Origin of the sequence: Microvirga mediterraneensis (assembly GCF_013520865.1) — a bacterium.
GTDB classification, from domain to species: Bacteria; Pseudomonadota; Alphaproteobacteria; order Rhizobiales; family Beijerinckiaceae; genus Microvirga; species Microvirga mediterraneensis.
This window is the reverse complement of record NZ_JACDXJ010000003.1, coordinates 176,765-199,227: the sequence shown is the minus strand read 5'-3', so window position 1 is coordinate 199,227 and position 22,463 is coordinate 176,765. Positions and strand designations below refer to the sequence as shown.

General features: G+C 60.2%; 20 protein-coding genes and 1 pseudogene. 18 read left to right on the top strand and 3 right to left on the bottom strand.

Annotated elements, in window-relative coordinates:
- The first annotated feature begins 35 nt into the window (after nt 1-35).
- Nucleotides 36-1,439 carry an ISKra4 family transposase gene (locus tag H0S73_RS24685; RefSeq protein WP_181054853.1) on the top strand — a complete coding sequence of 468 codons (1,404 nt, stop codon included), beginning with the start codon at nt 36-38 and terminating at the stop codon, nt 1,437-1,439.
- Here the strand turns inward: H0S73_RS24685 and H0S73_RS24680 are convergent.
- The gene (locus H0S73_RS24680) at nt 1,436-2,818 is read right to left on the bottom strand and encodes a transposase (protein WP_246389457.1); all 1,383 of its coding nucleotides are present in this window, start codon (nt 2,816-2,818) and stop codon (nt 1,436-1,438) included. The genes H0S73_RS24685 and H0S73_RS24680 overlap by 4 nt on opposite strands.
- A gap of 18 nt (nt 2,819-2,836) precedes the next feature.
- Here H0S73_RS24680 and H0S73_RS24675 point away from each other — a divergent pair, with 18 nt between their 5' ends.
- The 10 genes from H0S73_RS24675 to H0S73_RS24630 all read left to right on the top strand — a co-directional run bounded on the left by H0S73_RS24675 (nt 2,837) and on the right by H0S73_RS24630 (nt 13,175).
- Nucleotides 2,837-4,027, top strand: coding sequence for an RHE_PE00001 family protein (locus H0S73_RS24675; protein WP_246389454.1), 1,191 nt, complete (start codon nt 2,837-2,839; stop codon nt 4,025-4,027).
- 500 nt (nt 4,028-4,527) lie between these two features.
- Nucleotides 4,528-5,562, top strand: coding sequence for an ABC transporter substrate-binding protein (locus H0S73_RS24670; protein WP_181054852.1), 1,035 nt, complete (start codon nt 4,528-4,530; stop codon nt 5,560-5,562).
- A 52-nt stretch (nt 5,563-5,614) separates the two neighbouring features.
- Entirely contained in the window at nt 5,615-6,685 is a 1,071-nt protein-coding gene (locus tag H0S73_RS24665; protein ID WP_181054851.1) for an ABC transporter ATP-binding protein, read from the top strand.
- Entirely contained in the window at nt 6,678-7,547 is an 870-nt protein-coding gene (locus tag H0S73_RS24660) for an ABC transporter permease (protein WP_181054850.1), read from the top strand. Before H0S73_RS24665 ends, H0S73_RS24660 begins: the two co-directional genes overlap by 8 nt.
- Before the next feature lie 11 nt (nt 7,548-7,558).
- Complete coding sequence (locus H0S73_RS24655; RefSeq protein ID WP_181054849.1) at nt 7,559-8,353, top strand: ABC transporter permease; 795 nt, start codon at nt 7,559-7,561, stop codon at nt 8,351-8,353.
- Nucleotides 8,354-8,451: 98 nt separating this feature from the next.
- Nucleotides 8,452-9,588, top strand: a complete 1,137-nt coding sequence (locus H0S73_RS24650) for an NAD(P)/FAD-dependent oxidoreductase (RefSeq protein WP_181054848.1) — start codon at nt 8,452-8,454, stop codon at nt 9,586-9,588.
- Nucleotides 9,589-9,613: 25 nt separating this feature from the next.
- On the top strand, nt 9,614-9,913 hold the full coding sequence (locus H0S73_RS24645) for a (2Fe-2S)-binding protein (RefSeq protein ID WP_246389453.1): 300 nt from the start codon (nt 9,614-9,616) through the stop codon (nt 9,911-9,913).
- Nucleotides 9,906-11,276 (top strand): FAD/NAD(P)-dependent oxidoreductase, encoded by a 1,371-nt coding sequence (locus tag H0S73_RS24640; protein WP_181054846.1) that lies wholly within the window; start codon nt 9,906-9,908, stop codon nt 11,274-11,276. Before H0S73_RS24645 ends, H0S73_RS24640 begins: the two co-directional genes overlap by 8 nt.
- A gap of 50 nt (nt 11,277-11,326) precedes the next feature.
- Complete coding sequence (locus tag H0S73_RS24635; RefSeq protein WP_181054845.1) at nt 11,327-11,686, top strand: RidA family protein; 360 nt, start codon at nt 11,327-11,329, stop codon at nt 11,684-11,686.
- Nucleotides 11,687-12,131: 445 nt separating this feature from the next.
- A complete protein-coding gene (locus H0S73_RS24630) occupies nt 12,132-13,175 on the top strand; it encodes a LysR substrate-binding domain-containing protein (RefSeq protein ID WP_181054844.1) in 1,044 nt (347 codons plus the stop codon).
- Between the two features lie 269 nt (nt 13,176-13,444).
- Here H0S73_RS24630 and H0S73_RS24625 read toward each other — a convergent pair whose 3' ends face one another.
- Nucleotides 13,445-13,891, bottom strand: coding sequence for an Lrp/AsnC family transcriptional regulator (locus H0S73_RS24625; protein ID WP_181054843.1), 447 nt, complete (start codon nt 13,889-13,891; stop codon nt 13,445-13,447).
- 138 nt (nt 13,892-14,029) lie between these two features.
- Between H0S73_RS24625 and H0S73_RS24620 the strand changes: the two are divergent.
- From H0S73_RS24620 to H0S73_RS24590, 7 genes and pseudogenes are all read left to right on the top strand, one after another.
- Nucleotides 14,030-14,224 (top strand): annotated as a pseudogene (locus tag H0S73_RS24620) (alanine racemase); the annotation flags it as partial.
- A 117-nt stretch (nt 14,225-14,341) separates the two neighbouring features.
- Entirely contained in the window at nt 14,342-15,622 is a 1,281-nt protein-coding gene (locus tag H0S73_RS24615; RefSeq protein WP_181054919.1) for a D-amino acid dehydrogenase, read from the top strand.
- A 706-nt stretch (nt 15,623-16,328) separates the two neighbouring features.
- Nucleotides 16,329-17,516 carry a tyrosine-type recombinase/integrase gene (locus tag H0S73_RS24610; protein WP_181054842.1) on the top strand — a complete coding sequence of 396 codons (1,188 nt, stop codon included), beginning with the start codon at nt 16,329-16,331 and terminating at the stop codon, nt 17,514-17,516.
- A complete protein-coding gene (locus H0S73_RS24605; protein WP_181054633.1) occupies nt 17,507-19,813 on the top strand; it encodes a tyrosine-type recombinase/integrase in 2,307 nt (768 codons plus the stop codon). Before H0S73_RS24610 ends, H0S73_RS24605 begins: the two co-directional genes overlap by 10 nt.
- Nucleotides 19,704-20,174, top strand: coding sequence for a DUF6262 family protein (locus tag H0S73_RS24600; protein WP_343058484.1), 471 nt, complete (start codon nt 19,704-19,706; stop codon nt 20,172-20,174). The genes H0S73_RS24605 and H0S73_RS24600 overlap by 110 nt, the downstream gene beginning before the upstream one ends.
- Nucleotides 20,175-20,578: 404 nt before the next feature.
- The gene (locus tag H0S73_RS24595) at nt 20,579-21,313 is read left to right on the top strand and encodes a hypothetical protein (protein ID WP_181054841.1); all 735 of its coding nucleotides are present in this window, start codon (nt 20,579-20,581) and stop codon (nt 21,311-21,313) included.
- Nucleotides 21,310-21,897: an RES domain-containing protein gene (locus tag H0S73_RS24590; RefSeq protein ID WP_181054840.1), complete on the top strand. Its 588-nt coding sequence runs from the start codon at nt 21,310-21,312 to the stop codon at nt 21,895-21,897. The genes H0S73_RS24595 and H0S73_RS24590 overlap by 4 nt, the downstream gene beginning before the upstream one ends.
- Nucleotides 21,898-21,996: 99 nt before the next feature.
- Here the strand turns inward: H0S73_RS24590 and H0S73_RS24585 are convergent, their stop codons facing one another.
- Entirely contained in the window at nt 21,997-22,437 is a 441-nt protein-coding gene (locus H0S73_RS24585) for a transposase (RefSeq protein WP_425488248.1), read from the bottom strand.
- Nucleotides 22,438-22,463: the final 26 nt, after the last annotated feature.

Sequence of the window (22,463 nt, the reverse complement as noted above, 5' to 3'; positions counted from 1 at the left end):
GTGCTTGAGCCCTCCCGCGAGAGTACGGAGGGGCCATGCAGGTCAAGATCATGCTTCAGATCGTCGCCGACGACGGTAACATCCGCACCACAGAGGAGGTCGCAGACCTGACGAAGGTCACCGAGGGAGCCGAAGATCTGGGCCTGTCACTGGCCGAGAGCAAGGCTCTGCTGGCGGCCGCTCAGCAGCGGATCGTCGAGGCTCAGGTCAATGGCTGGCTCGCGACCCACCGCCACTGCAAGGTCACTGGTCGGAAGCTCCGGTGCAAGGGCAGTTACCCGATCACCTTCCGGACCTTGTTCGGCGATGTCCAGCTGAAGAGCCCACGCTTCTACGTTCCCAAAGAGCGCCAGACCAACGGGCCAGCGACGATCTCGCCGTTAACGCAGTTGCTCCCTGACCATATTGCGCCGGAGCGCCTGTACCTCGAGACCCGCTGGGCCTCGCTTGTCTCCTATGCGGCAGCCGCCGATCTCCTAGCCGACGTGCTTCCTATCGGAGGTGGCGTCAACGCGACAACCGTACGGCAGCATGTGCTCCGCGCCGCCGAGCGAATGGAGGACGATCTTGCTGAGCAGCGGACCTCATTTACCGAGGGCACAGATCCTCGCGACTGGGAGGATCTGTCGGTCCCCGAGGGTCGGATGGTCATCGGCCTGGACGGCGGCTATATCCGCGATTGGCGCGACAGAAAGCGGAACTTCGAGCTCATCGTCGGCCGGTCCATACCCGAAGAAGGGGAGGCGCGGTACATCGGCTTCGTCCACGGCTATGATCGCAAGCCGCAGCGCCGCATCATCGACCATCTCAGGCGCCAGGGCTTCCAGGCCGATCAGGATCTGACCTTTATCACTGACGGCGGGGAGGAGGTCCGCACCCTCGCTGAGCGGATCAGCCCGTGCAGCGAGCACGTCCTCGACTGGTTCCACATCACCATGCGGATCTCGGTTCTGCGCCAGTTTGCTCAGGGACTGGTGCGCCATGACAAGGACGATGGGGTGGCGGCTCTCGATGAGCTGCGCCGGATCAAGTGGTTCCTCTGGCACGGCAACACCTATCGAGCCCGCGAGGCCATCGATGATCTGCTCCTCGATCTCGAAGCTCTCGACAGTCGCTATCCTAACCTGCGCAAGTTCAGGACAGCGATGCGGGAATTCCAGATCTACATCGCCAGCAACGAGCCCAGCCTGATCAACTATGGCGAGCGCTATCGGTCCGGCGAGCGGATCTCTTCAGCCTTTGTCGAGGCGACGGTGAATGCGGTGATCAGCAAACGTTTTGCCAAGAAGCAGCAGATGCAGTGGAGCCGGCGCGGGGCTCATTTGCTCCTGCAAACGCGGACCAAGACCCTGGATGGCTCACTGCGTGCCGCATTCGAGCACTGGTATCCTGGCATGATGAACGACAACGCCAAGGACCACGGACAGGCCGCCGCTTAACTGCCCCACGCTTCCTCATGCTCTCCGAGCACCCGCAGCAGCTCGGCTTTCCGCCGGGCCAGGCGGGCGAGCAGTTCGTCGAGGTCCTTGTAGCCCGTGCGCTGGCCAAAGATGCGGTTGAACTGTCGCCGGAATAACGCCTCGGCGCCCGGTGAGGGACTCTGCTTCCACAGCTTCAGACCGCGGTAAAAGCACCAGATTGCCTGGCGGACCAATTCCACCGCCTGGGCCTGCTTGGGCGAGGTCGGCATCAGCTTCTCGAGGTGGCGCTCGGCATGAACCCAGCACAGGGCGTGCGTGGCAACGCGGAACTGGCCGGCATCGTCAGAGACCACGACCGTGTTTGCCATCCGCCCGTGGTGCCGGATCGCACCCCAAGTGGCAGCCGCGTTCAGCAGCTGGAGCAGAGGCCGGTCGAAGATGTTGATCGAGCACCGTGCCAGATGCTGCCACCATTCGATCTGCGAGCAGAACACTTGGCCCTGGAGCTTCGCTAACCGGGCGATCACGGCGGCCTCGACAGGCTGTGCGCGCAGATAGTCCAGCGCGGCCTCGTTGATGACGTAGTCCTCACGGCCAGCCCGCAGCAGCGACAGGAAGTTCAGGCGCGATTTCGACCGGCTGGTGCGAAAGACCGTAAAGCGTTCGCCGCCGATCTGCGTGGTCACCCCAGGGCAGCGGGCATGCCGCGCACCGGTGTCATCGACGGTGATGTAAGGGGACGAGACCAGGCCCGCTTCCAGGACCGCGTGGTCCTCCTGTTCGAACGGCTCCAGATCCGAGGTGAGCAGGCGCACCACCTCTCGCTTGGAGATCGACAGGCCGATCCCGTTCAGAAGATCGGTGAGCCGCTCGGTGGTGACCTGGCCTTGCGTGTGCAGGGCGAGGCAGAACCGTCGCACGCCGGGCCCGAACCCGCCGGCAATCCCCGCCGGCAGCGGCGCGATGATGGTCTGGCCCTGGGGCGTCACCCAGCGTTCCCGCCTGTAGCGCACGATCTCGGCAGCCAACACGAGATCCCGGCGCACCACCGTCTTGTAGCCTTTGAAGCGCGAGCCGGGCGGAACCTCGACCCGGATCGTGATTTCGCGGGTCACCTGATCCCGTTTGGCGCCGCGGCCTGGGCGGCCCGGACTGGTGGGCCGCGGCTGGGTGGCTTTCTCCATGCCAGAGGGTTTGAACGGCGGGCGCGGCGGCAGGTGCTTGAGCCGGGCGATCTCGTCCTTCAGGGCCTGGTTGTCGAGGCGCAGGTTGCTGTTGTCGAGGCGCAGTTGCTCAACCTCTTGCTCCAGTCGATCAATCTTGCCGGCCAGATCCGAGACCAGCTCGCGCAGGGCCTTCTGAGACAGCGGCTTGTTGGAACCACCGGGCGAGGTCATGCCGAGATTGAATCATGAATGTCCAGTCGGAGGAATCCCTCGCCCCCCAAACTGCCCCAGTTACTGTTCGAGAGCAGGGGACGCTATGACGACGAGGACTTCGCGCCGCTCGTGCCAAAGACCTACGACCTGCCGGAGCTGCCGTGGTCCCTGGCCGGAAAACTGGAGCGGACCGCCGTCGCCGTCATGCACCTCGACGCGCGGCTGACGGCGTCTGGGCTCTCCGCCGGCTGGCAGTCCCGCTGCGACATGATCGAAGCGACCCGGGCGCTAATCCTCGACGGCCACTTCGTCGACATCGGCGACGTGGTGCTGCACGACGCCGGCATGGACGTGCGCAGCCCGACCCACGAGCTCACCCGCGCGGCGGCGGCGCTGCGGGCCCGGCGCATGGTGCTCGCCCGCAAAGCGCCCTGGCCTCTGTCCATCGACGGCCTGTCGGCCCTGCGGGGATTGATGCTCGGCTCCCCAGAGGTCGAACCTCTGGGGAAGGATAGGGGGGCCGGGGCCGAGGATGGGCCGGTCCATGACGACGAGGATCCGCTGGCGAGCCACCTTGCGGAGATCGATGCCATCCTGGCCCGCACCACCAAGACGCTCGCGGGCGAAACGCCGATTCCGAAGCGCCGATCGCACCTGGTCTACGACCCGGAGGTCGACGAGGCCGAGAACGAGGACCTCTGGCTCGACGTGGTCAAGCGCACCGAGAAGTGGCCCGCGATCGCGGCGGCCGCCATCGCCTGGGACGCCTGGACGGGCCTCGGCATGTATCACCGCCAGCCCTGGCTCGGCCTCATCATGGCCGGGGCGATCCTGCGGGCGAGGGGACTGACCACGCACCTCCTGCCGCTCGTCTCCGGCTACAAGGCCTCGCGCTATCGGCTCCAGGGGAGGGAAGGGGGCGTCGAGAAGGTCGAGGCCTTCGCCCGGATCGTTGACGAGGCGGTGGACCAAGGCGAGAAGGACATGCAGCGGCTGGCGCTGGCGCGCGAGACGATGCTGCGACGGGCGAAGGACTGCCGGAGCAACTCGCGGCTGCCGCAGCTCATCGAGCTGTTCCTGTCGCGGCCGCTCGTATCGGGGGCGATCGCATCGAAACTGATCGGGGTCACGCCGAAGGCGGTCGACCTCATGTTGGCGCAGCTCGGAGGAGCCCTGCCGAGAGAGCTCACGGGGAGGCGGCGCTACCGCGCATGGGGCATCGTCTAAGGAATGCCGGACAGCAAACCGCCCATACCCACGTGGAGCTAAGGGCAAGGTACCGCCTGCCAAGGAGACCTTCACACTGCCACGCTTAACGACTCAGATTGACCCGAAGGCGATCCTCTGGCTTCCAAAGCGTTCCCGCGCCCTGGCCATCCAGAATAAACTCCTGTGTTAGCACGACCTTGAGGCATCTCACGGCGGCTCGTCGCGCACCGCAGCCCGATGAGCTCACGGGATTGCCGCTTAAGCTGGTACGATAGGCGATAGAACGTTTCGCAACTGGTGCTGGAGTTCCAAAGAAATGGGCCGCTAAGGTCTCGATATCCTGCTCGAGTGCCCGCCAGTATGGTGCGCCCAGTGGCTATATCATGAACGCATAAACCCCATACGAATTTATATTTGCCGACCTAGGCAAGGCCGTTAATGATCCCAGTCCTTACAGGGGTTCTAAAAACAAAGAAACCATATCTCCCTGTATCAGGATCAGAACCATAGAGGGACGAATGAAACATCTGCGCACTCTATTTTTACTTGGCGCGACAGCGCTCAGCTCACCCGCACTGGCTCAACAGACGCTCTATTTCGCCGGGTACTCCGGCGACTTTCAGACGATGTTCGAGAAGGAAATAATCCCTGAATTTCAGGCCAAGCATAACGTCAAGGTTGTGTACGTAGCGGGCAATTCCAGCGAGGTCCTCGCGAAGCTGCAGGCGCAGAAGGGCAATCAAGAGATAAACGTCATTCTGGTCGACAACGGGCCGATGCAACAGGCCATCCAGTTTGGATTTTGCGACAAGGTGACCGAAGCACCGGTTTACAAGGACATCTACGATGTCGCGAGCGCTGCCACTTTCGGGGGGCGTGCAGTCGGCGTCGGTTTGGTGGCGACCGGCATTGCGTACAACAAGGACAGCTTCGAAAAGAACGGCTGGGCGCCTCCTACCTCATGGAACGACCTCACTGACCCAAAGTTCGAGCAGCGTGTCGCCTCGAATCCGATTTCGGGCACCTATGGTCTCAACATGCTGTTGATGTTCGCCCGCCTCAATGGCGGCGGCGAGAAAAACATCGAGCCGGGCTTCAAGGCCGTCCGGGAAAAGCTTGTTCCGAATGTGCTGAGTTGGTCATCGTCGAATGCGCAGCTCGCCCAAATGTTTCAGAATGGCGACATCGATGTTGCCGTCTGGGGAAGCAGCCGAGCGATTGCGCTGAAGCAAACCGGCTTTCCAGTCGAGTTCGCCTATCCGAAGGAGGGAGCCCCGGCAATCGTAGCCTCAGCCTGTGCCGTTGCCGATAACAAGTTGCCAGAGGCGTCTCAGGCACTCCTGCAGTATCTAGCATCGCCAGACGTTCAAGTGAAATTGGCTACGCAAGGCTTCGGGCCAACAAATCGCCAGACAAAGCTAGAGGGTACGCTGGCAGCGGAACTGCCCTATGGCGAGGAAAAGCTGTCGAAGTTGATCAACGTGGACTGGCCGGTCATCAATCCGCAACGCGCCGAGTGGACCAATCAGTGGAACCGCACGGTCGAAAGATGAGCGCAGCTCGCCATGAGATCGCTGCAGTCCAAGAGAGCATAAGCCTTATCCGATGAGTAAGTTGTCACTACGTGGACTTTCGAAAACCTATGGCGGCGATTTCCAAGCCGTTCGCCGCCTAGATCTAGACGTGGAAAGCGGAGAGTTCCTTTCGCTTTTAGGTCCCTCCGGATGCGGCAAGACCACAACGTTGCAGATGGTTGCGGGCTTCGTGCCCCCAACCGCCGGCACCATCGTGCTTGAAGGACAGGATATGACCTACGTCGCGCCGGAAAAGCGCGACATGGGGATTGTCTTCCAAAGCTACGCGCTGTTCCCGCATATGACGGTATCACAGAACGTCGGCTTTGGCCTGGAGATGCGCAAGATAAAAGGCGCGCAACTGCGGGATCGCATTGAGGAAGCCCTCGCGATGGTGCGCCTGTCCGGCCTCGAAGGCCGGTACCCTCGTGAGTTATCCGGAGGGCAACGTCAAAGGGTCGCGATAGCGCGCGTGCTGGCGATACGTCCGCGCGTCATGCTGTTGGACGAACCCATGTCCAACCTTGACGCCAAGCTCCGCAGCGAAATGCATGTCGAACTTCGCGCGCTGCAGCGCCGCCTCGGGATCACGACCATCCTTGTGACGCACGATCAACTCGAAGCGATGACGATGAGCGATAGGATTGCCGTCATGTCGAACGGCGGCATTGCCGAGCTGGGTAGTCCCCAAGACGTCTATGACGCACCGGTCTCGGAGTTTGCATTCAGATTTCTCGGGCAGACGAACGTCATCACGGGAAAGATCTCCTCAAGGAATGATCGCACCGCATCCGTGAGCGTTGGACCGATTTCCTTCCCAGCCGACATTGGCAGGGATCATGTCGGCGCCGATGTTAAGCTGTTCGTTCGTCCCGAGCGTCTCCGTATCGGGGCTGTCGACGAGTGCAACGTCAAGGGACGCGTAATGACGCGCCTCTTTCTTGGCGGCGTATGGTTCTATGAGATCGACAGCGACATCGGGCAACTGCGCGTTACCACGCCAAATCAGGGTACCGTACAGCCCATGGAGGGCGAAATCGTTGGGATACGCTGGAACGACGGCGATCTGCAGGTCATCGCTCCAGAGGTGGCACATGACTGATAAGACGCTCCGCGCGGCCGGTACGCCTTGGCTCCTCTCCCTGCCGGCCCTTGCATTGTTTCTGGGGTTATTGGTCGTACCGCTGGCGCTGACTGCAATTCTCTCGTTCAATGTTTTCGACGGCATGCGCGGTGTGCAGCCTGACTATACCCTCGGTAGCTACATCGAAATTCTGTCCGACGGCTATTACCATGAATTATTTCTGCGCACCGGCGCGATGTCGCTAGGCGTTACACTCATTTGCATCATCGTTGGGGTGCCTGAAACGCTGATCCTGGCCAAGATGCGACCGGCTTGGCAGGGAACGTTCTTCGTCGTCATTCTCGGACCCTTGCTCATTTCCGTGGTCGTCCGCACACTCGGATGGTCAATCCTGCTCGGCCGCCAGGGAATGGTGAACTCCACTCTTCTCTCCCTCGGTCTGATCGATCGTCCAACGCAGCTGATGTTCACCATGACGGGAGTCATCATCGTCCTGACGCATGTGCTCATGCCGTTCATGATCATTGCGGTCTGGACTGCCATGCAAAAGCTCGATGGTCAGGTCGCCCATGCCGCGAGGTCTCTTGGCGCGGGGCCGGGAACGACCTTCCGCCGCATCATCCTTCCGCAATTGATGCCCGGCATACTCTCCGGCGCGATCATCGTATTCACCTTGGCCGCGTCGGCATTCGCGACGCCAGCCATCATCGGCGGCAGGAGAGTGAAGGTCGTCACTACGGCCATCTACGACGAGTTTCTGAGTTCGCTGAACTGGCCGCTGGGAGCCGCTATCGCAATGCTGCTGCTGCTCGGCATCGTCTTCGTCGTCATCGGAAGCAATCGGTTCGTTGAGCGGCGATTCAAGCAGGTGTTCGCATGAGGAACCGGGAGATGGAACGGAATGGGCCGGTTGCGTTGGCATTCCACACCCTGTTCACGATTTTCATAATTGCACCGCTCATTGTGGTGGTCTTGGTCTCGTTCTCGGACAAAGGATACGTCTCCATGCCGTTCGACGGTGCCTCCTTACGGTGGTACCTCGCCATTCTCAAAGCGCCCGAATTGATCGCTGCGTTTTGGTTGTCGATCTGGCTGGGCCTCGGATCGGCGACGCTGGCTACGGTGATTGCCATTCCTGCCGCTCTCGCCATCGCAAGGCACCGGTTCTTTGGTCGAGACGGATTGATGGCGTTCCTCATGTCGCCGCTGATGATTCCACATGTTGTGATGGGCGTTGCATTCCTGCGGTTCTTCTCGATCATGGGGTGGACAGGATCGTTCGTCGGCCTGCTTCTGGTTCACGCGCTCATAGTGGTGCCTTTCTCCCTGCGGCTGACGCTGGCCGCCGTGGCCGGTCTGGAACGCGACGCCGAACTTGCCGCCAGATCGCTTGGTGCATCGCGCTTCGTAGCCTTCCGGCGAATTCTCCTGCCGTTGATCCTGCCAGGAGTAGCTGGTGGATGGGTCTTGGCCTTCATCCAGAGTTTTGACGAAGTCACGATGACGATCTTCGTCGCAACGCCGGGGACAACGACACTTCCGGTCGCGCTGTATCACCGCGTGGCACTTCTGACAGATCCCGTCACGACGTCCGTATCGACGATCATGATCGTCGGGACGATGGCTCTGATGTTTGTCCTGGACCGGATAGTCGGCCTCGACAAAGTCTTGATCGGGAAAAAGTAGGGCGAGTTTTCAGCCTGTAGTTCCTCGCCTCGCGGCGAGAGGGCAGGGCAGTTGCGCCCAAATTTAGGAACCAGCAGACCCATGGACCAGAGGGTACGATGAGCAATCAGCAGATGACCGTGGTGGGGGGCGGCCTTGTCGGGGCGGCGATCGCCTACGGAGCGGCACGGGCCGGCTTGCGCGTTCGCGTCCTTGACGGAGGAGATGTCGCCTTTCGAGCCTCCCGAGGCAATTTTGGGCTCGTCTGGGTGTCAAGCAAGGGCCCTAAGATGCCGCGCTATGCGCGTTGGAGCCGTGATGCCGCGAAACTATGGCCGGCCCTGCATGAGGAGCTCCAGAACCTGACGGGCGTGGACTCCGGGTTGCAGCAGCCGGGGGGCTTCTGGCTAGGCTTCAGCGACGCGGATGTTAAGGCGCGGGCCATCTTGCTGGAAAAGATTGACCGCGAGGTTGGGGACATCCCCTTTCAGATGATGAGCCCATCCGAGCTCAGGCAATATCTGCCAGGGCTTGGTCCCGCTGTCGTGGGCGGCAGCTACTGTCCGCTCGACGGCCATGCAAATCCGCTGATGCTGCTCCGCGGTCTGTATGCGGGTCTGCGTCAACGAGGCGCCGACGTGATCACCGGAGTTGACGTCACGGACGTTCGATACGATCCCGGTAACGGCGTGTTCGAGGCTATAGCGAGCGATGGTCAGAGCTGGAAAAGCGATCGGCTCGTTCTTGCCGCAGGTCTCGGCAATGCGCGTCTGTCGCCGCAAGTCGGATTGCATGCGCCTGTCACATCAACCCGAGGGCAGGTTCTGATCTCGGAACGCCTCAAGCCGTTTCTCAACTACCCTACGAACAAGCTCAGGCAAACCCGCGAAGGCAGTGTGCAGATCGGTTCGACGAGTGAAGACGTCGGGCTGGATGACGGCACGACGACCGAGAAAATCGAAGGGCTGGCTCGCCGCGCGGTCGCGACTTTTCCTGCGCTGGCGCGGGCGCGCTTGGTCCGCGCCTGGGGCGCCCTGCGGCCGCTGACGCCTGATGGCTATCCGATCTACCAAGCCTCGTCGTCATGTCCGGGCGCATATGTAGCCACAAGTCATAGCGGCGTCTCGCTGGCGGCCGCGCATAGCCTTGTGATCGGCCCTTGGATGGGCGGGCTCACGGAAGCCCCGCCTGATTTCGACGTCTTCAAGGGTGACAGGTTCTCGGACCCAAACGCGAAGTTTTCCCATGACCATTAAACCACTGTTCTCGATTCCTCGATCCTTGGGACTGGAAACGGTCACGATCACATTCGAGGGAAACAGTTTCACGGTGCCGGCCGGCATCAGTGTTGCGGCGGCCCTGTTGGCTGGCGGCGTGCGTGACTTTCGCTCGAGCGTCGTCGGCCAGGTTCCGCGAGCACCTTACTGCATGATGGGTGTCTGTTTCGAATGCCTCGTCGAGATCGACGGTGTTCCCGCAAGGCAGAGCTGCCTTGTCCCGGTACGGGATGGAATGCAGGTGAAGCGACAGGTCGGTGCCGTGGACTTGGGCGATTTGAGTTCGGAGAACAATCATGAGTGACGCCGTGGCAGACCTCGTCATCATCGGCGCTGGCTCTGCCGGCATGGCTGCGGCATGCGAGGCTCGAAAGCTCGATTTGTCCGTTGTCTTGCTCGACGAGCAAGCGGCCGTTGGGGGGCAGATCTATCGCAATATCGAATCAGCGCCGGCCGACCGCCTCAACGTGTTGGGGAAGGACTACGCGGCTGGCTTGAGCTTGGCTGCGGAGTTCCGCGCCAGCGGAACGCAATATATCGACGGCGCCGTTGTCTGGAACGTAACTCCCGACGGCGTTGTCGACTATATCACGAACAGCGGGGCCCATCAGGTTGTCGGCAAGCATGTCCTGCTTGCCAGCGGCGCCATGGAGCGGCCTTTCCCGATCCCCGGCTGGACCTTGCCGGGGGTGATGGGCGCTGGCGCGGGGCAGATCCTCCTAAAGTCTTCAGGTGCCCTGCCGACCGAACCGGTCGTGCTCGCCGGTTGCGGTCCGTTGCTGTATCTGCTGGCCTGGCAGTATCTGCGTGCCGGTGTAAAGATCGAGGCGCTGGTTGATACCACTAACCTCTCCGTCAGCTTGCACGCCTTGCGCCATGTGATTGGCGCAACGATGGGTTGGCGAGACCTCGCCAAGGGAATCAAGTTGCTTGCAGCCCTGCGGCGGCATGGCGTCCCGGTCTTTTCCGGCGCCAGCCACCTTTCGATCGAGGGTGAAAGCCGCGTCGAGGGGCTTTCCTTCAAGCATCGGGGCAGGCGGGTTCGCGTCCCGGCATCGCTGCTGCTGCTGCATCAAGGCGTCGTTCCCAATACACAGCTCAGCTGGTCGATCGGCGCGGAGCATAGCTGGAATGCGGAGCAGCTGTGCTGGCAGCCGGTCACGGATCCGTGGGGACGGTTGGGGGCAACGGCCATCTATGTCGCCGGAGACAGCCGGGCCATTGTAGGGGCACAGGCATCGGCGGTGCAGGGTCGGCTGGCCGCCCTTGCGATCGGCGAGCGGCTCGGCGTCGTGACGGATATTGCGCGACGCGCAGCGCCGCTTCAGCGCCAGTTCAAACGCTACACATATATCAGGCCGTTCCTGGACATCCTCTACCGGCCCAGAAACGAGAACCGAATTCCGCAAGAAGACAACGTCGTGGTTTGCCGATGTGAGGAGGTAACCGCCGGCCAAATACGCCGTTACGTCGAACTTGGTTGCCTTGGCCCTAATCAAACCAAGGCATTTGGTCGCTGCGGAATGGGTCCGTGCCAAGGGCGGCTCTGCGGCCTCACCGTCACCGAAATCATTGCTCAAGCGCGGAGCGTCGAACCTGATGCGGTCGGATATTACCGCATCCGTCCGCCGATCAAACCTGTCATGCTTGGCGATTTCCTTGAATAGACCGGCGAATTTCAGACACGAACACCAACAAACAGCAGAAAGGACAGACAATGAGCAATATCGTACGCATCGAGACCGACAAGCGCCGCAGCCGTGCCGTGGTTTATAATGGAATGGTCTTTGTAGGCGGTATGACCGCCGATGACCGCAGCCAGGATATCAAGGGACAAACGAAGCAGACGCTTGAAAAAATCGAGAAGTTTCTCGCTGAAGCCGGCACTGACAAGAGTCGTCTCCTGACCGCACAGATCTGGATCAAGGACCTCGCCAGGGATTTCGATGGTATGAATGAGGTCTGGAACGAGTGGACCGCGCCGAATGCAGCCCCGACCCGAGCGACGTCTCAATGCGAGATGGGAGCGCCTGACGTGCTGGTGGAGATCATCGTAACCGCGGCTCTGCCGGAGTAGGCGGGGCGTGCGATCATAAATGCGAGCCGGTTCACGCGGCTCTAAAAGCGTCCGAAACGATGAACTAGATCTACAAAACCGATCTCGAACCTGGTCAGCAGAGGCAAGATCGGGCGCTGTTCCGTTTCGTAGTGGAATTGGCAACCTATCCGAGGTATCTCGGTTGGTGCCAGTTCCACCACGTGCGCGTGGCCTTGCGTCTCCAAACACGGCCCTGACGCAGACTTTTCGTGCCGCCGGGCGCCTGCATCGACGCGATGCATCAGACCGGCAACGGCATGAGCGAGATATCAAGGAAGCCTTGACCGGTGGCCTGGCTGTCAGCCGAAGCGACCACGCAAGCGCCTATGGTCATAGTCGCGAAGACTGCAATGTCGGCAGCCAGGCTCTGCTGGAAGAGCGTCCGCTCAAAGCCTGGATATCCACTTGAAGGAGAAGGTGCGGCTTGTCGATATTGCCGAACTTGGACCTTTCCGGTCAAAAAATGAACTCGCCAAATCTCACGGCCTGCTCGTACAATATTTCCCCGTCGACGATTGACCACGTCCATACAACAAGCTCCGCGATGATAAAGCTCAGCCATTTCGAGGCATTCAACGCCGTGATGCTGACAGGCTCCATGACTGCGGCAGCCACCATGATGCACACCTCACAGCCCAATATCAGCCGGTCGATTTCACGGCTCGAGAAGCTGACCGGCCTCAAGCTGTTCGAGAGAGTTCCGGGGAAACTTCTTCCGACAGCGGACGCTCGTGCGCTATTCGAGGAAGTCCAGCGCAGTTTCATAGGGCTGCAGAGATTGGCGGAGGCGGCCAGCCGCATTCAAAGATCGGGCAGCGGTGTTCTGCGTCTCGGAGCGGTGCAAGCTCTGTCGCTTTCTTTGATCCCGCGGGCCATTAAGCTTTTCAGCGAGGCATTTCCGCAAGTCGCCCTGTCGATCCACACTGCGCATTCAAACGTACTATCGCAATGGGTCAGGGAGCATTCCTGCGACTTGGCTGTTGTTTCATATCCCGGCGAGGAAGAGACGGTTGAGACAGAACAACTGTACACGACAGACGGCGTTTGCATCATGCCGAAATCTCATCGGTTATCATCGAAAGAGATCATCACTCCGCACGACTTGGCGGGCGAACGGTTTATTACCTCGGCACGCGGCGAGCCGGTTCGCCTCGCCTTGGACAGGATTTTCCTGGAGGCAAACGTGGAGGTGTTGAACACGATCGAAACGCCCTACAGCTCGATAACCTGTTCTCTCGTCATGCAGGATGTGGGCATCGCCGTGGTCGATCCGTTTGTTGCACGTGGATACCTGCATGGCGGATTGGTCGCGCGCCCATTCTCCCCGGCACCGCGCCATAGCGCTTTCATGATATTCCCGCGGGGAAAACCGCGTGGTCGCCCTGCCGATAATTTTGCTGAGATCCTCAGAAGCTTGGTGGCAGAGGAAAAGGACAATATCCGCAAGGTGCTTCTGGCGGACCGTTGAAGGATTCGTTTGCGTGATGCGCTTATTGCAGAGCCGCAGCGCCTGCTAGACAAGAGAGCCTCTGTCACCGCTCGCTCAAAAACAATGAACTCGTGGCGTCGCATGAGGTTCACCCCCCGTCCGATAGGTAGAGTTATCCATCTACGGCAATGCAATCATTTATGCGTTTACGGTCTAAACGCGTTTTCGAGCCGCACATAACCCCCTCTGTCAAGAGTCCTTAGCGGTGATCCAAATTCGAGGCATGCCCCTTTTTCACATCAGAACCTTCAAATATCAGGCGGCCTGATCACAGCGCGTATAGCGAAGCTTGATTCAATACGAGACACTCCAGGCAGGCGCGATAGAACGTCCTTATGAATACGCTCGTAGCTAGCGGTATCCGGTACCGTGACACGCAGCAGGTAGTCTGACCCACCTGTCATCAGATAACATTCCCGAATATCTGGACATTGACAGGCAGCCTTCTCGAACCGCCTCAAATATTCATCCGTCTGCCGCTCAAGTGAGATTTGAACGATAACAACCGTCTCTGCCGAAGCGGACCGATCGTTGATCAAGGCCGTATAGCCTCGGATCGTACCACGACCCTCCAGAATCCGGAGCCGTCTCAGGCAGGCGGATGCGGACAGCCCGACTTTTTGTGCGAGGTCAGCATTCTTTATCCGGCCGTCGGCACGCAGTATTCGGATGATCTGCTCATCAACTCTGTCCATAGGCGCTTTCGAATTTTCTGCGAATAGTTCATACGTTGAAACTAATTTTGACGTCAATTCCGCGTTAGCTGCGACTCTTAGGCAGGATATTCATCGATAATTGCGACACAGTCATCATGCCAATGATGCAGTTTAGAGATGTCACTTCACGCCTCGTCCAATCAGATATGCGGCTTGTCGCCCATAGGCATACTCGATGCCAATTGCGCGAGTGCCAAACCTACGATCGATCTCAGCGCGATTTTGGAGAACTATCGGTTCTTTCGACAACAAGTCCTAGCCGCCGCTTGCGCTGCTGTCGTTAAGGCCAATACCTATGGCTCGGGTGTTGAAGAGATTGCGACCAGGACTTCGATGCTCACGCGGATGCCGGCACGATCGGCTACAAACCGCTCGCCGGTTTGGGTTCCCGCTACCACAGTCAGTACATCCATTCTTGAGGGTCACACCATGCGCGTTCTCGTTCTCGGCAGCGGCGTTGTCGGCGTCACGTCAGCCTACTATCTTGCCAAGCAGGGTCACGAGGTGACGGTGGTGGACCGCCAGCCCGCCGCCGGCATGGAGACGAGCTTTGCCAATGCCGGACAGGTCTCCCCCGGCTACTCGGCGCCGTGGGCTGCTCCGGGCATTCCGATCAAGGCCATGAAGTGGCTCCTGATGAAGCACCGGCCGCTGGTGCTCTGGCCCCGTACCGAGCTGCGCCTCTGGGGCTGGCTCGCCCATATGCTGGCCAACTGCACCGAGGAGGCCTACCGGCGCAACAAGAGCCGGATGGTCAGCTTGGCTGAGTACAGCCGGGACTGCCTGCGCGAGCTGCGGCAGGAGACCGGTATCACCTATGACCATCGGGAGCAGGGCCTGCTCCAGCTCTTCCGCACGCAAAAGCAGCTTGACGGGATCGGGGAGGACACGGCTGTTCTTGATGCCTATGGCGTGCCTTATGAGATCCTGGATCCTGCAGGATGCATCGGCGTGGAACCGGCCCTGCGCCTGGTAAAGAGCAAGGTCGCCGGCGGCCTGCGTCTTCTCGGTGACGAGACCGGGGATGCCCACCTGTTTACCCAGCGGCTTGCCGTGATCGCTGAGCAACTGGGCGTGCGGTTCCGCTACGGCACCTCTGTCCGAAAGCTGCTCACCGACGGCGACCGGATCTCCGGCGTGCAGGTCAACGGGGGCGAGGTGCTCACTGCCGACACCTATGTAGCCGCCATGGGCAGTTACACGCCGCAACTGGTGAAGCCGCTCGGTATCCACCTGCCGGTCTATCCGGTGAAGGGCTACTCATTGACGATGCTGGTCACCGATAGGGATGCCGCCCCCGTCTCGACCGTGATGGACGAGACCTACAAGATTGGGATCACCCGCCTGGGTGATCGGATCCGTGTCGGTGGCACAGCAGAACTCGCCGGGTTCAGCCAGCGGCTGCGCGGGCCGCGGCGAGCGACGCTGGAGCACTCCGTCACGGACCTGTTCCCGCAGGGCGGGGACGTCAAGCAGGCCAGCTTCTGGACCGGGTTGCGGCCAATGACGCCGGACGGCACGCCGGTGGTCGGTCCAACCCAGTACAGGAACCTGTACACGAACACCGGTCATGGCACCTTAGGCTGGACCATGGCCTGCGGCTCTGGGTGTGTGCTCGCCGACCTGATCTCTGGCCGAATTCCGGAGGTATCGCACAAGGATTTCGCAGCGGACCGTTACAAGATCGAATGGCGCTTCCAGGCGGCTTAGGTCTGCTGCTTCGATTATAGAGACGGCTTGGATAGTCTTGAACAATCCCGGAGCCTGGCTGGGCTATTCAAGCCTATCCATGACCGCCGGTGTTTCAACTGCACCCAAGCCGGATCAATAATTGAGCAGGCGAAGAAGCACCGAGCTAGCTCACGTCGATATGGTGCGGGCTGGTAAGGACCAACTCTGGCGGAGAATAGGCGCGAGCGCCTTGCAAGATGCGTTGGCGTCAATCCGGGTCTGCAATAAACCTTCGCGAAGGCTTACCGACTATTCTCAACCATCCGTCCGGCCAACGCCGACTTCGTGCGCGAATCCGTTCCAGCGAAGATCTCGTCGTTGTATCGCGCTCGAAAGCGTCAACTGAGCTCGTCGAAGATCCTGTCCTGGGCGTCGCGCAATCCCGAGTGGCCGGAGACCCTCAAAGCGGCGGTGAGCCAACCAGCAGCGTTCGCGATGACAGTCGACGCGATGGCGACTGCCATTGCGGAAGTAACGCCTTAGCCTGTCGGGGCGCGCCATTCATCGTGGCGCGCCCCGCCGTATGCGTGGGAAAGATCCTAGAGCTAATTCCATAATGTTAATTATGCGAACACCTATAGGTCATTTGGTCATGTCAACGACGTGATCGACCTACCCCTTTGAGGGCTTGGCGCCGGTCCCTGACAGTCGTACCATCAGGTGTCAACGACGCGGATGACGGCCCATGCACCTGCAGCGCATCGTCCTCCCGAGCGGCCACGTCACCTGGACCGCCTATGACGGTGACGCCATCGTCACCGAGATCCGCGAGTTCGTCATCTACCTGGAGGCGCGCCATCACGCCCCGAGCACCGTTGCCCACTATGCCCGGCACGTGGTCCGGCTCGGCAACTATCTCGCGGCCATGGGCAAGAGCTTCCGCGAGATCACACCCTTGGACCTCGACTGCTTCATTCCCGGGGTGATCCGCCATGGCCCAATCCTGGATCTGAAGACCGCCTTGAACATCATCCCGCTGCGCCCGGAACCCGTGGACGTTTCCACTAGCCTGCACAACCAGATCCTGTTTGCAATCAAAGCCTTCTACACCTTTCTGGACATGCGCCACGCCGCGCTGATCTTTGGCGCCGGCGAGAGGCCGCGAACCTATCATCCTGACGCTTACAAGCCTTTCCTGGCCCATATCACGCAGCGGAAGCCGCGACGCCGCACCGAGAGCCGGTCGGACCATCAGGCCCAGGCGGCATCCGCAAAGCGGGCAGTCGACCACCGGATGAAGCCGGAGCAGGTTCTGAAGATCATTGAGGCGGCCAGCCTCATGCGCGATGCCTTCCTGGTCGTGCTCCTGTACACGACCGGCATTCGGATCGGCGAGGCGCGGGGCCTGCTGCACGAGGACTTCCGGTTGGAGGAGAACATCATCTGGGTCACGCCCCGCCTTCACGAGAACAAAGCGCGCGTCAAATACGCCAAGGCGCGGCCGATCCCGGTGCTCGACTTTGTGATGAAGATGTACGAGGACTATATCGCCAGCGACGAATACCTTCCGGCCTTCGAGGCCGGCACGAGTTATGTGTTCTGCAACATCGCCAAAGCGCAAATCGGCCGCGGGCTGTCTGAGAGCAACGTCTACGACATTCAAAAGCGTCTGGTCCGGAACTCGGGCATTGCGTTCACCTGGCACATGTTCCGCCACACCCACGCCAGCGAAGCGATCGCTCAAGGCTATAGCCTGCTTGATGTCGCTGACCGCCTCGGGCATGCCAGCCCGCAGACGACCAATGCGATTTACAAGCACCTGTTCAATGCCGAGTACAAGAAGCTGCAGATCAAGAACCACGCGGAGGTCGAAGAGCGCCTGAATGACTTGCGGCGTATCGGCCTGGCGGAGGAGAAACTCAAATGGCTCTGAAGCTCGCCCGAAGCTACGACCCAGACGTCGCCTATCTCGGGAGCCTGCGGGTCTTTCTGACCGCCCTGCACCCTGCCCTGCTCGAACGAGACCTGTGGGGCTTCCATACGCTTCGGGAATGCTTTGGGATCGATGCCGGATCCGCGTTATACGCGCCGGACGGTTATGGCGAGGCGCGGAACGCTCAAATCCTCCGCGACGCCCAGGAGATCGAGCCCAAGAGTGGCCGCGTCGAGAGAAACACCCATGGAGGACGGGGCAGAAAAGGCCGCCCCGCATCGATTATCCGACAGCGCGGTCAAACGCTGCCCGATAAGTTGCTGGGTGGCATCGGTTTCGACTTCGTCGATGTGCCGGAGCCCTACAAGACGGAACTCAAGGCGTTTTTTGCCTGGCGCCTGTCACGGCCACAGAGCCGGCACTATCGCTGGTACACGCGAGCGGTCCAGTTAATCCCCTTCTGTGCTGACCTTGCATCCACTCATGCACCCGCGGTCCGCCACCTGATCGACTTCGGGCACCCCATCGAGAGCGGTTCAGGCAGCGGAAGCACGCCCCTTCGGAACCTGTTCGAGAATTGGCTGGCAGAGAGGGAATACTCGGTTCGCCCCACGAAGAGCAAATGGCGTCGGGACGCCACGATCCATGAGACAGCCTATGGGCCCGTGGCCAGTGCCGTGGCCAACGTCTTGGTGTTCACCCTCATCCTCCTGCGCGAGAAGGCCAAGCCGGTGGAGGCCAGAGACCTGGTTCTTCTGGAGGATGTTTATCCCGCGGATGACGTTCCGGTGACGCGGTCCAAAGCTCCCTATCTCAGCTTCTTCCGCATTCAACTTCCGTGGCTGCGTAACGTGGCACGGCGCTATGTTCTCAACAAAATCGAGCACAAGGAGCTCTCGCCGCGCACTCTGCCATCCTATCTTGCTTCTCTCGGGCAGATCGAAGCATGCCTGTACAGCCTTCATTCCCCGCCTCGCCCTGAACACATCACACAGGAGTTCATCGAGCATACGTTCCTGTCATGGGGAAACGAGCGGGGATTTACCGGGCAGAACTGGTATACGGATCCGCTCAACATGATCCAATGGGCCTCCGCCTACCTCCCGGAATACCGCTGGCGCCGCCTTGTCTTCGATAAGAGAAACGTTCGCAAGGTTCGCAGCTATCATCCCCGGACGCATGAATATGAACGTAATCTCGAAGGCGCGATGGTGCCCGAGGAGGTCATTGAGCAGATCTTCCTGAGGTTCGACTCCCTGACGGTTGTCTGCAAACGTCTTCTGATCATCGCCCGCTACACGGGCATGCGGTCCATCGACCTGCATGCCCTTGCGTTCGACTGCCTGGACCCGGATGCGGACGACGCGGACTTCATGCTGCTGACCTTCTATCAATCCAAGGTCAAGCGCTGGAACACCAAGCCGCTGCACAAGAACGATGCCGCCCATGCTCTGGTCATCCAGGCCATCCAGGAGCAGCAGGACGACGTCCGGAGGGCATGGGGCCGCAAGACACAATACCTGTTCCCGAACAGACTCGGCGATGCCGAGGTCCATCTCAGTCCTGGCCACACCCGGGACGTGATCGCGAAGTGGATCATCCGCCAAGGCATTCGTGACAAGGACGGCAGCATCTATAGGTTCGGCTGGCATGATCTGCGCCATTTTTACGGCACCGAGCTGGCGTTGGCCGGCTATGACATCATGATGATCCAGATGGAACTGGGCCATGCCTCGGCCGATATGAGTCTGATCTATGTCAACCAGCGTTTGAAACTGAAGAAGAAGGCCGTGCTCGAAAAGGGTGGCGGCAAGTTCATCTCCATCAAGGGCGAGGTCGACGACAAGGTTGCCGAACTGGCGCTGCGCAAGGATGCTACTCTGGCGGTTGATGTTCCGGGCGGCCTCTGCTCGCTCCCGGGCCAGATCGGCGAATGGTGTGAACACAACGGAGCCTGCTTCACATGCACGTACTTCCGGGCCGATATCGGGCAGTTGCCGTTCTTCGAGAAGGAAATGCGCACCATGGCTGCCAGCCTCACCCGCCTCAGAGGCGAGGTGGAAGCCTTTGAGCAGGACGGCCATCGGCGCATGGCTGAAATCGGTCGAAAGCGGATGGACCGGACGCAGCAGGGAATTGCAAACATCAAGACCATCATCAGGACGATCAAGGCGGAGGGGACCTACAGTGGCCGGACGCGAAAATACCAGCGGGCTGCTTGCGGCAGCCCAGCAGCGGAGTGTGACCAAGCGGCGTGCGGTCGAGGAGATCCTGGGCACCATGCGCCAGAACGGTGAGGTCATCTCGTTCAAGACCGTCGCCGAGCGCGCCAATGTTAGCCGCGAGTATCTTTATCGCCAGTTCAAGGAGGTGATCCAGCAACTGCGCACGGCGGCGCTTCAGCAGGTTGTGACGATCGATGGCGAGGAGGTCCGGGTTCGCTCGGCCGGCCGTGCCGCAACGATCGAGGTAGCGCTGCGCCACAAGATCAAGCGGCTGGAATCGGAGCTGGCCGAGGTGCGTCAGCAGAAAATGGAGCTGGATCGCCGTTATGAGCGCGCGCTCGGCGAAGCGGAGGAATGGCGCAGCCGGCATCAGCGCGCCGTGACCGAACTCCTTGAGGTGCGCAGCCGATTGACAAGTTATGGGTCGTCATGAGCCATGACGGGCGAAGCCGTCACGGCTTGGAAACCGGAGGCCGCCGGCACGCGGAGCGGTCAAGAAGGCCCGCAGGGCCCCGCCGGAGGCGGCAGGCCGCAGGCCTGTTCTTGACAGCGAGCATGGCGGAGGCACCTCGTTCGCGCCGCCCGTGGATGACATGTCAATCAGGTCTAAATGCCTGCTGAACCTGAAGATTTATAGAACACCTCCAGGTAAATGCGAAATGTTATCTCGTCCTATTATAGTCGTGATCGGCAGTAATCGCGAGCTACAAGCCAAGCCCTTCCTCTACCAGCTCATGGAATGAAATAAGAGCCTCGACAGAAACTTTCCATAGTTTCCAATGTTTACCAAGTTGACATGTCAAGTAGGAGTGCTCACCTTGTGAGCAGGAGGAGCTTATGGCCCAGATCCGCAATTCTCAGAGGAAAGGCCGGCAACAGGTGCGGCGTTACTCAAAGTCTGCGCCCGAGGCTCCAGTCCACCCTTACAAGGTGGTGGGCGATCCCGCACGTGCTATTACTGAGATGAGGAACCTGCCAGACGGGGTATCAGTCGCTCTCATTCCGTCTACTACCGCGGTGGAACAGGAGCTGCGGCGGCTTGGATCTGGAAGGATTCAGCGCCTTCCCGGTCTGGTGATCAAAGCTAAAGGCCACGGTAGTGTCTGGAGACGGGTAAAGCCCGGTCCATCTGAACGGAAGAGCGCCATTGATGCGTCAGCCTTCGAGCCCAGCTCGCGCGCCAAAGCTCTCCTGAAAGGCGTGCAGATTGCCCAGAACGATCTGAAGGAGTCCGGTGGCGCCTACGATCTAGATCAAGTTCGGGTCTTGATGAACGGCATCTCACGGCAGATGGTGGATCGCAAGGTCCGGGAGGGCAGTTTGCTGGCCGTACCGGGTCCGAGCAACCGGCGTGCCTACCCAACGGTGCAGTTCACCTCTGACGGCACCGTCGTGCCGGGTTTGAAGGCTGTGCAGGATGCTATTCCAACAGACAACCCTTGGGCTGTGCTGAACTTTCTTGTTCGTCCCGATCCGCGCCTGAACGGACGCAAGCCGATTGATCTCCTCAAAGCTGGCGAGATTGAGTTGGTTATCGACGCTGCCCAGCGCATGGGTCAGCAAGGATCGTGACGGCACCATTGCCGCCATCGGATCTTGCTCTCCGGGATCCGATCCTCATCACCCTTGAGGCTGGCGAGATACTCCACCGGTTCTTCACGGCAGCATATGATCCAATCCATTTCGATCGCAGCCAGCATGGCCGCCTCAATGCGCCTGATGGGTCGTATGGTGTCCTCTACACGGCCGAGGACGCGCGTGGCGCTTTTGCTGAGACCTTTCTCCGAGAACCAGGGCGCACTCTCATTCCGTCCGATCTGCTTGCAAGGAAGGCCTATGTGCGACTGCGAGTGACCCGTCCACTCGTGCTGATCAAGCTTGGGGGACCTGGTCTGGCTCGATTGGGAGCCACAGCGGAGATCGTGCATGGTGGTCTTCCATATGACGTTCCGCAAGCCTGGTCAGCGGCTCTTCGCAAGCATCCCATCCGAGCGGACGGCATTGCCTATTACGCCCGTCATGACGACGAGGCCCTTTGCTATGCAATCTATGATCATGAACCCTTGGCCATAGAAGAAGAGCGTCGAGATACCAGTTTGGATGAGAACTGGTTCTGGGACCTTGCTGAGCCCTATGGAGTCGGTCTGTCTCCATAAGGATTAACTGATTTGTGCTTGAGCGAAAGACCGGTAACCTTTGTGTCTAGCGTTGATGAGCACACCCTTCTTCATCATGGCTAAGAGGCTGGTGAGCAATTATCTTTCCTTTCGCGTGAGACGCCGCAGAAGGATGCGGCTCATGGCGAGATAGAGCAGCATCTCGCCGGTCTCGACGAGCCGCTCATAATCCTTGGCGAGGCGCCGATTGGTGGTGAGCCAACTGATCGTTCGCTCTACCACCCATCGGCGTGCGAGTACTTGAAAGCCGCTCGGGCGCGTCGGCGGCTCCGCGTCAGCCCGCATCCAGACGCCGCCGGACCACCAGTGTTGTGGGATCGACAGCTTCCAGCCCAGTACTTTGCACAGCCAATCCTTCAGCCCACGATAGGCGGTGTCGGCCCACATCAGCTTGATGGCCGGGAAGAGATGCTGCAGGCCCTCCAGCAGGAGTTCGGCCCCTGCACGGTCATGGATGTCGGCGGGCTGCACCTTGTTCTTCAACAGATTGCCTTGCGTATCAACGAGCAGAGTAAGCATCCGAGGAGCCACGCGGACTTTGAGTG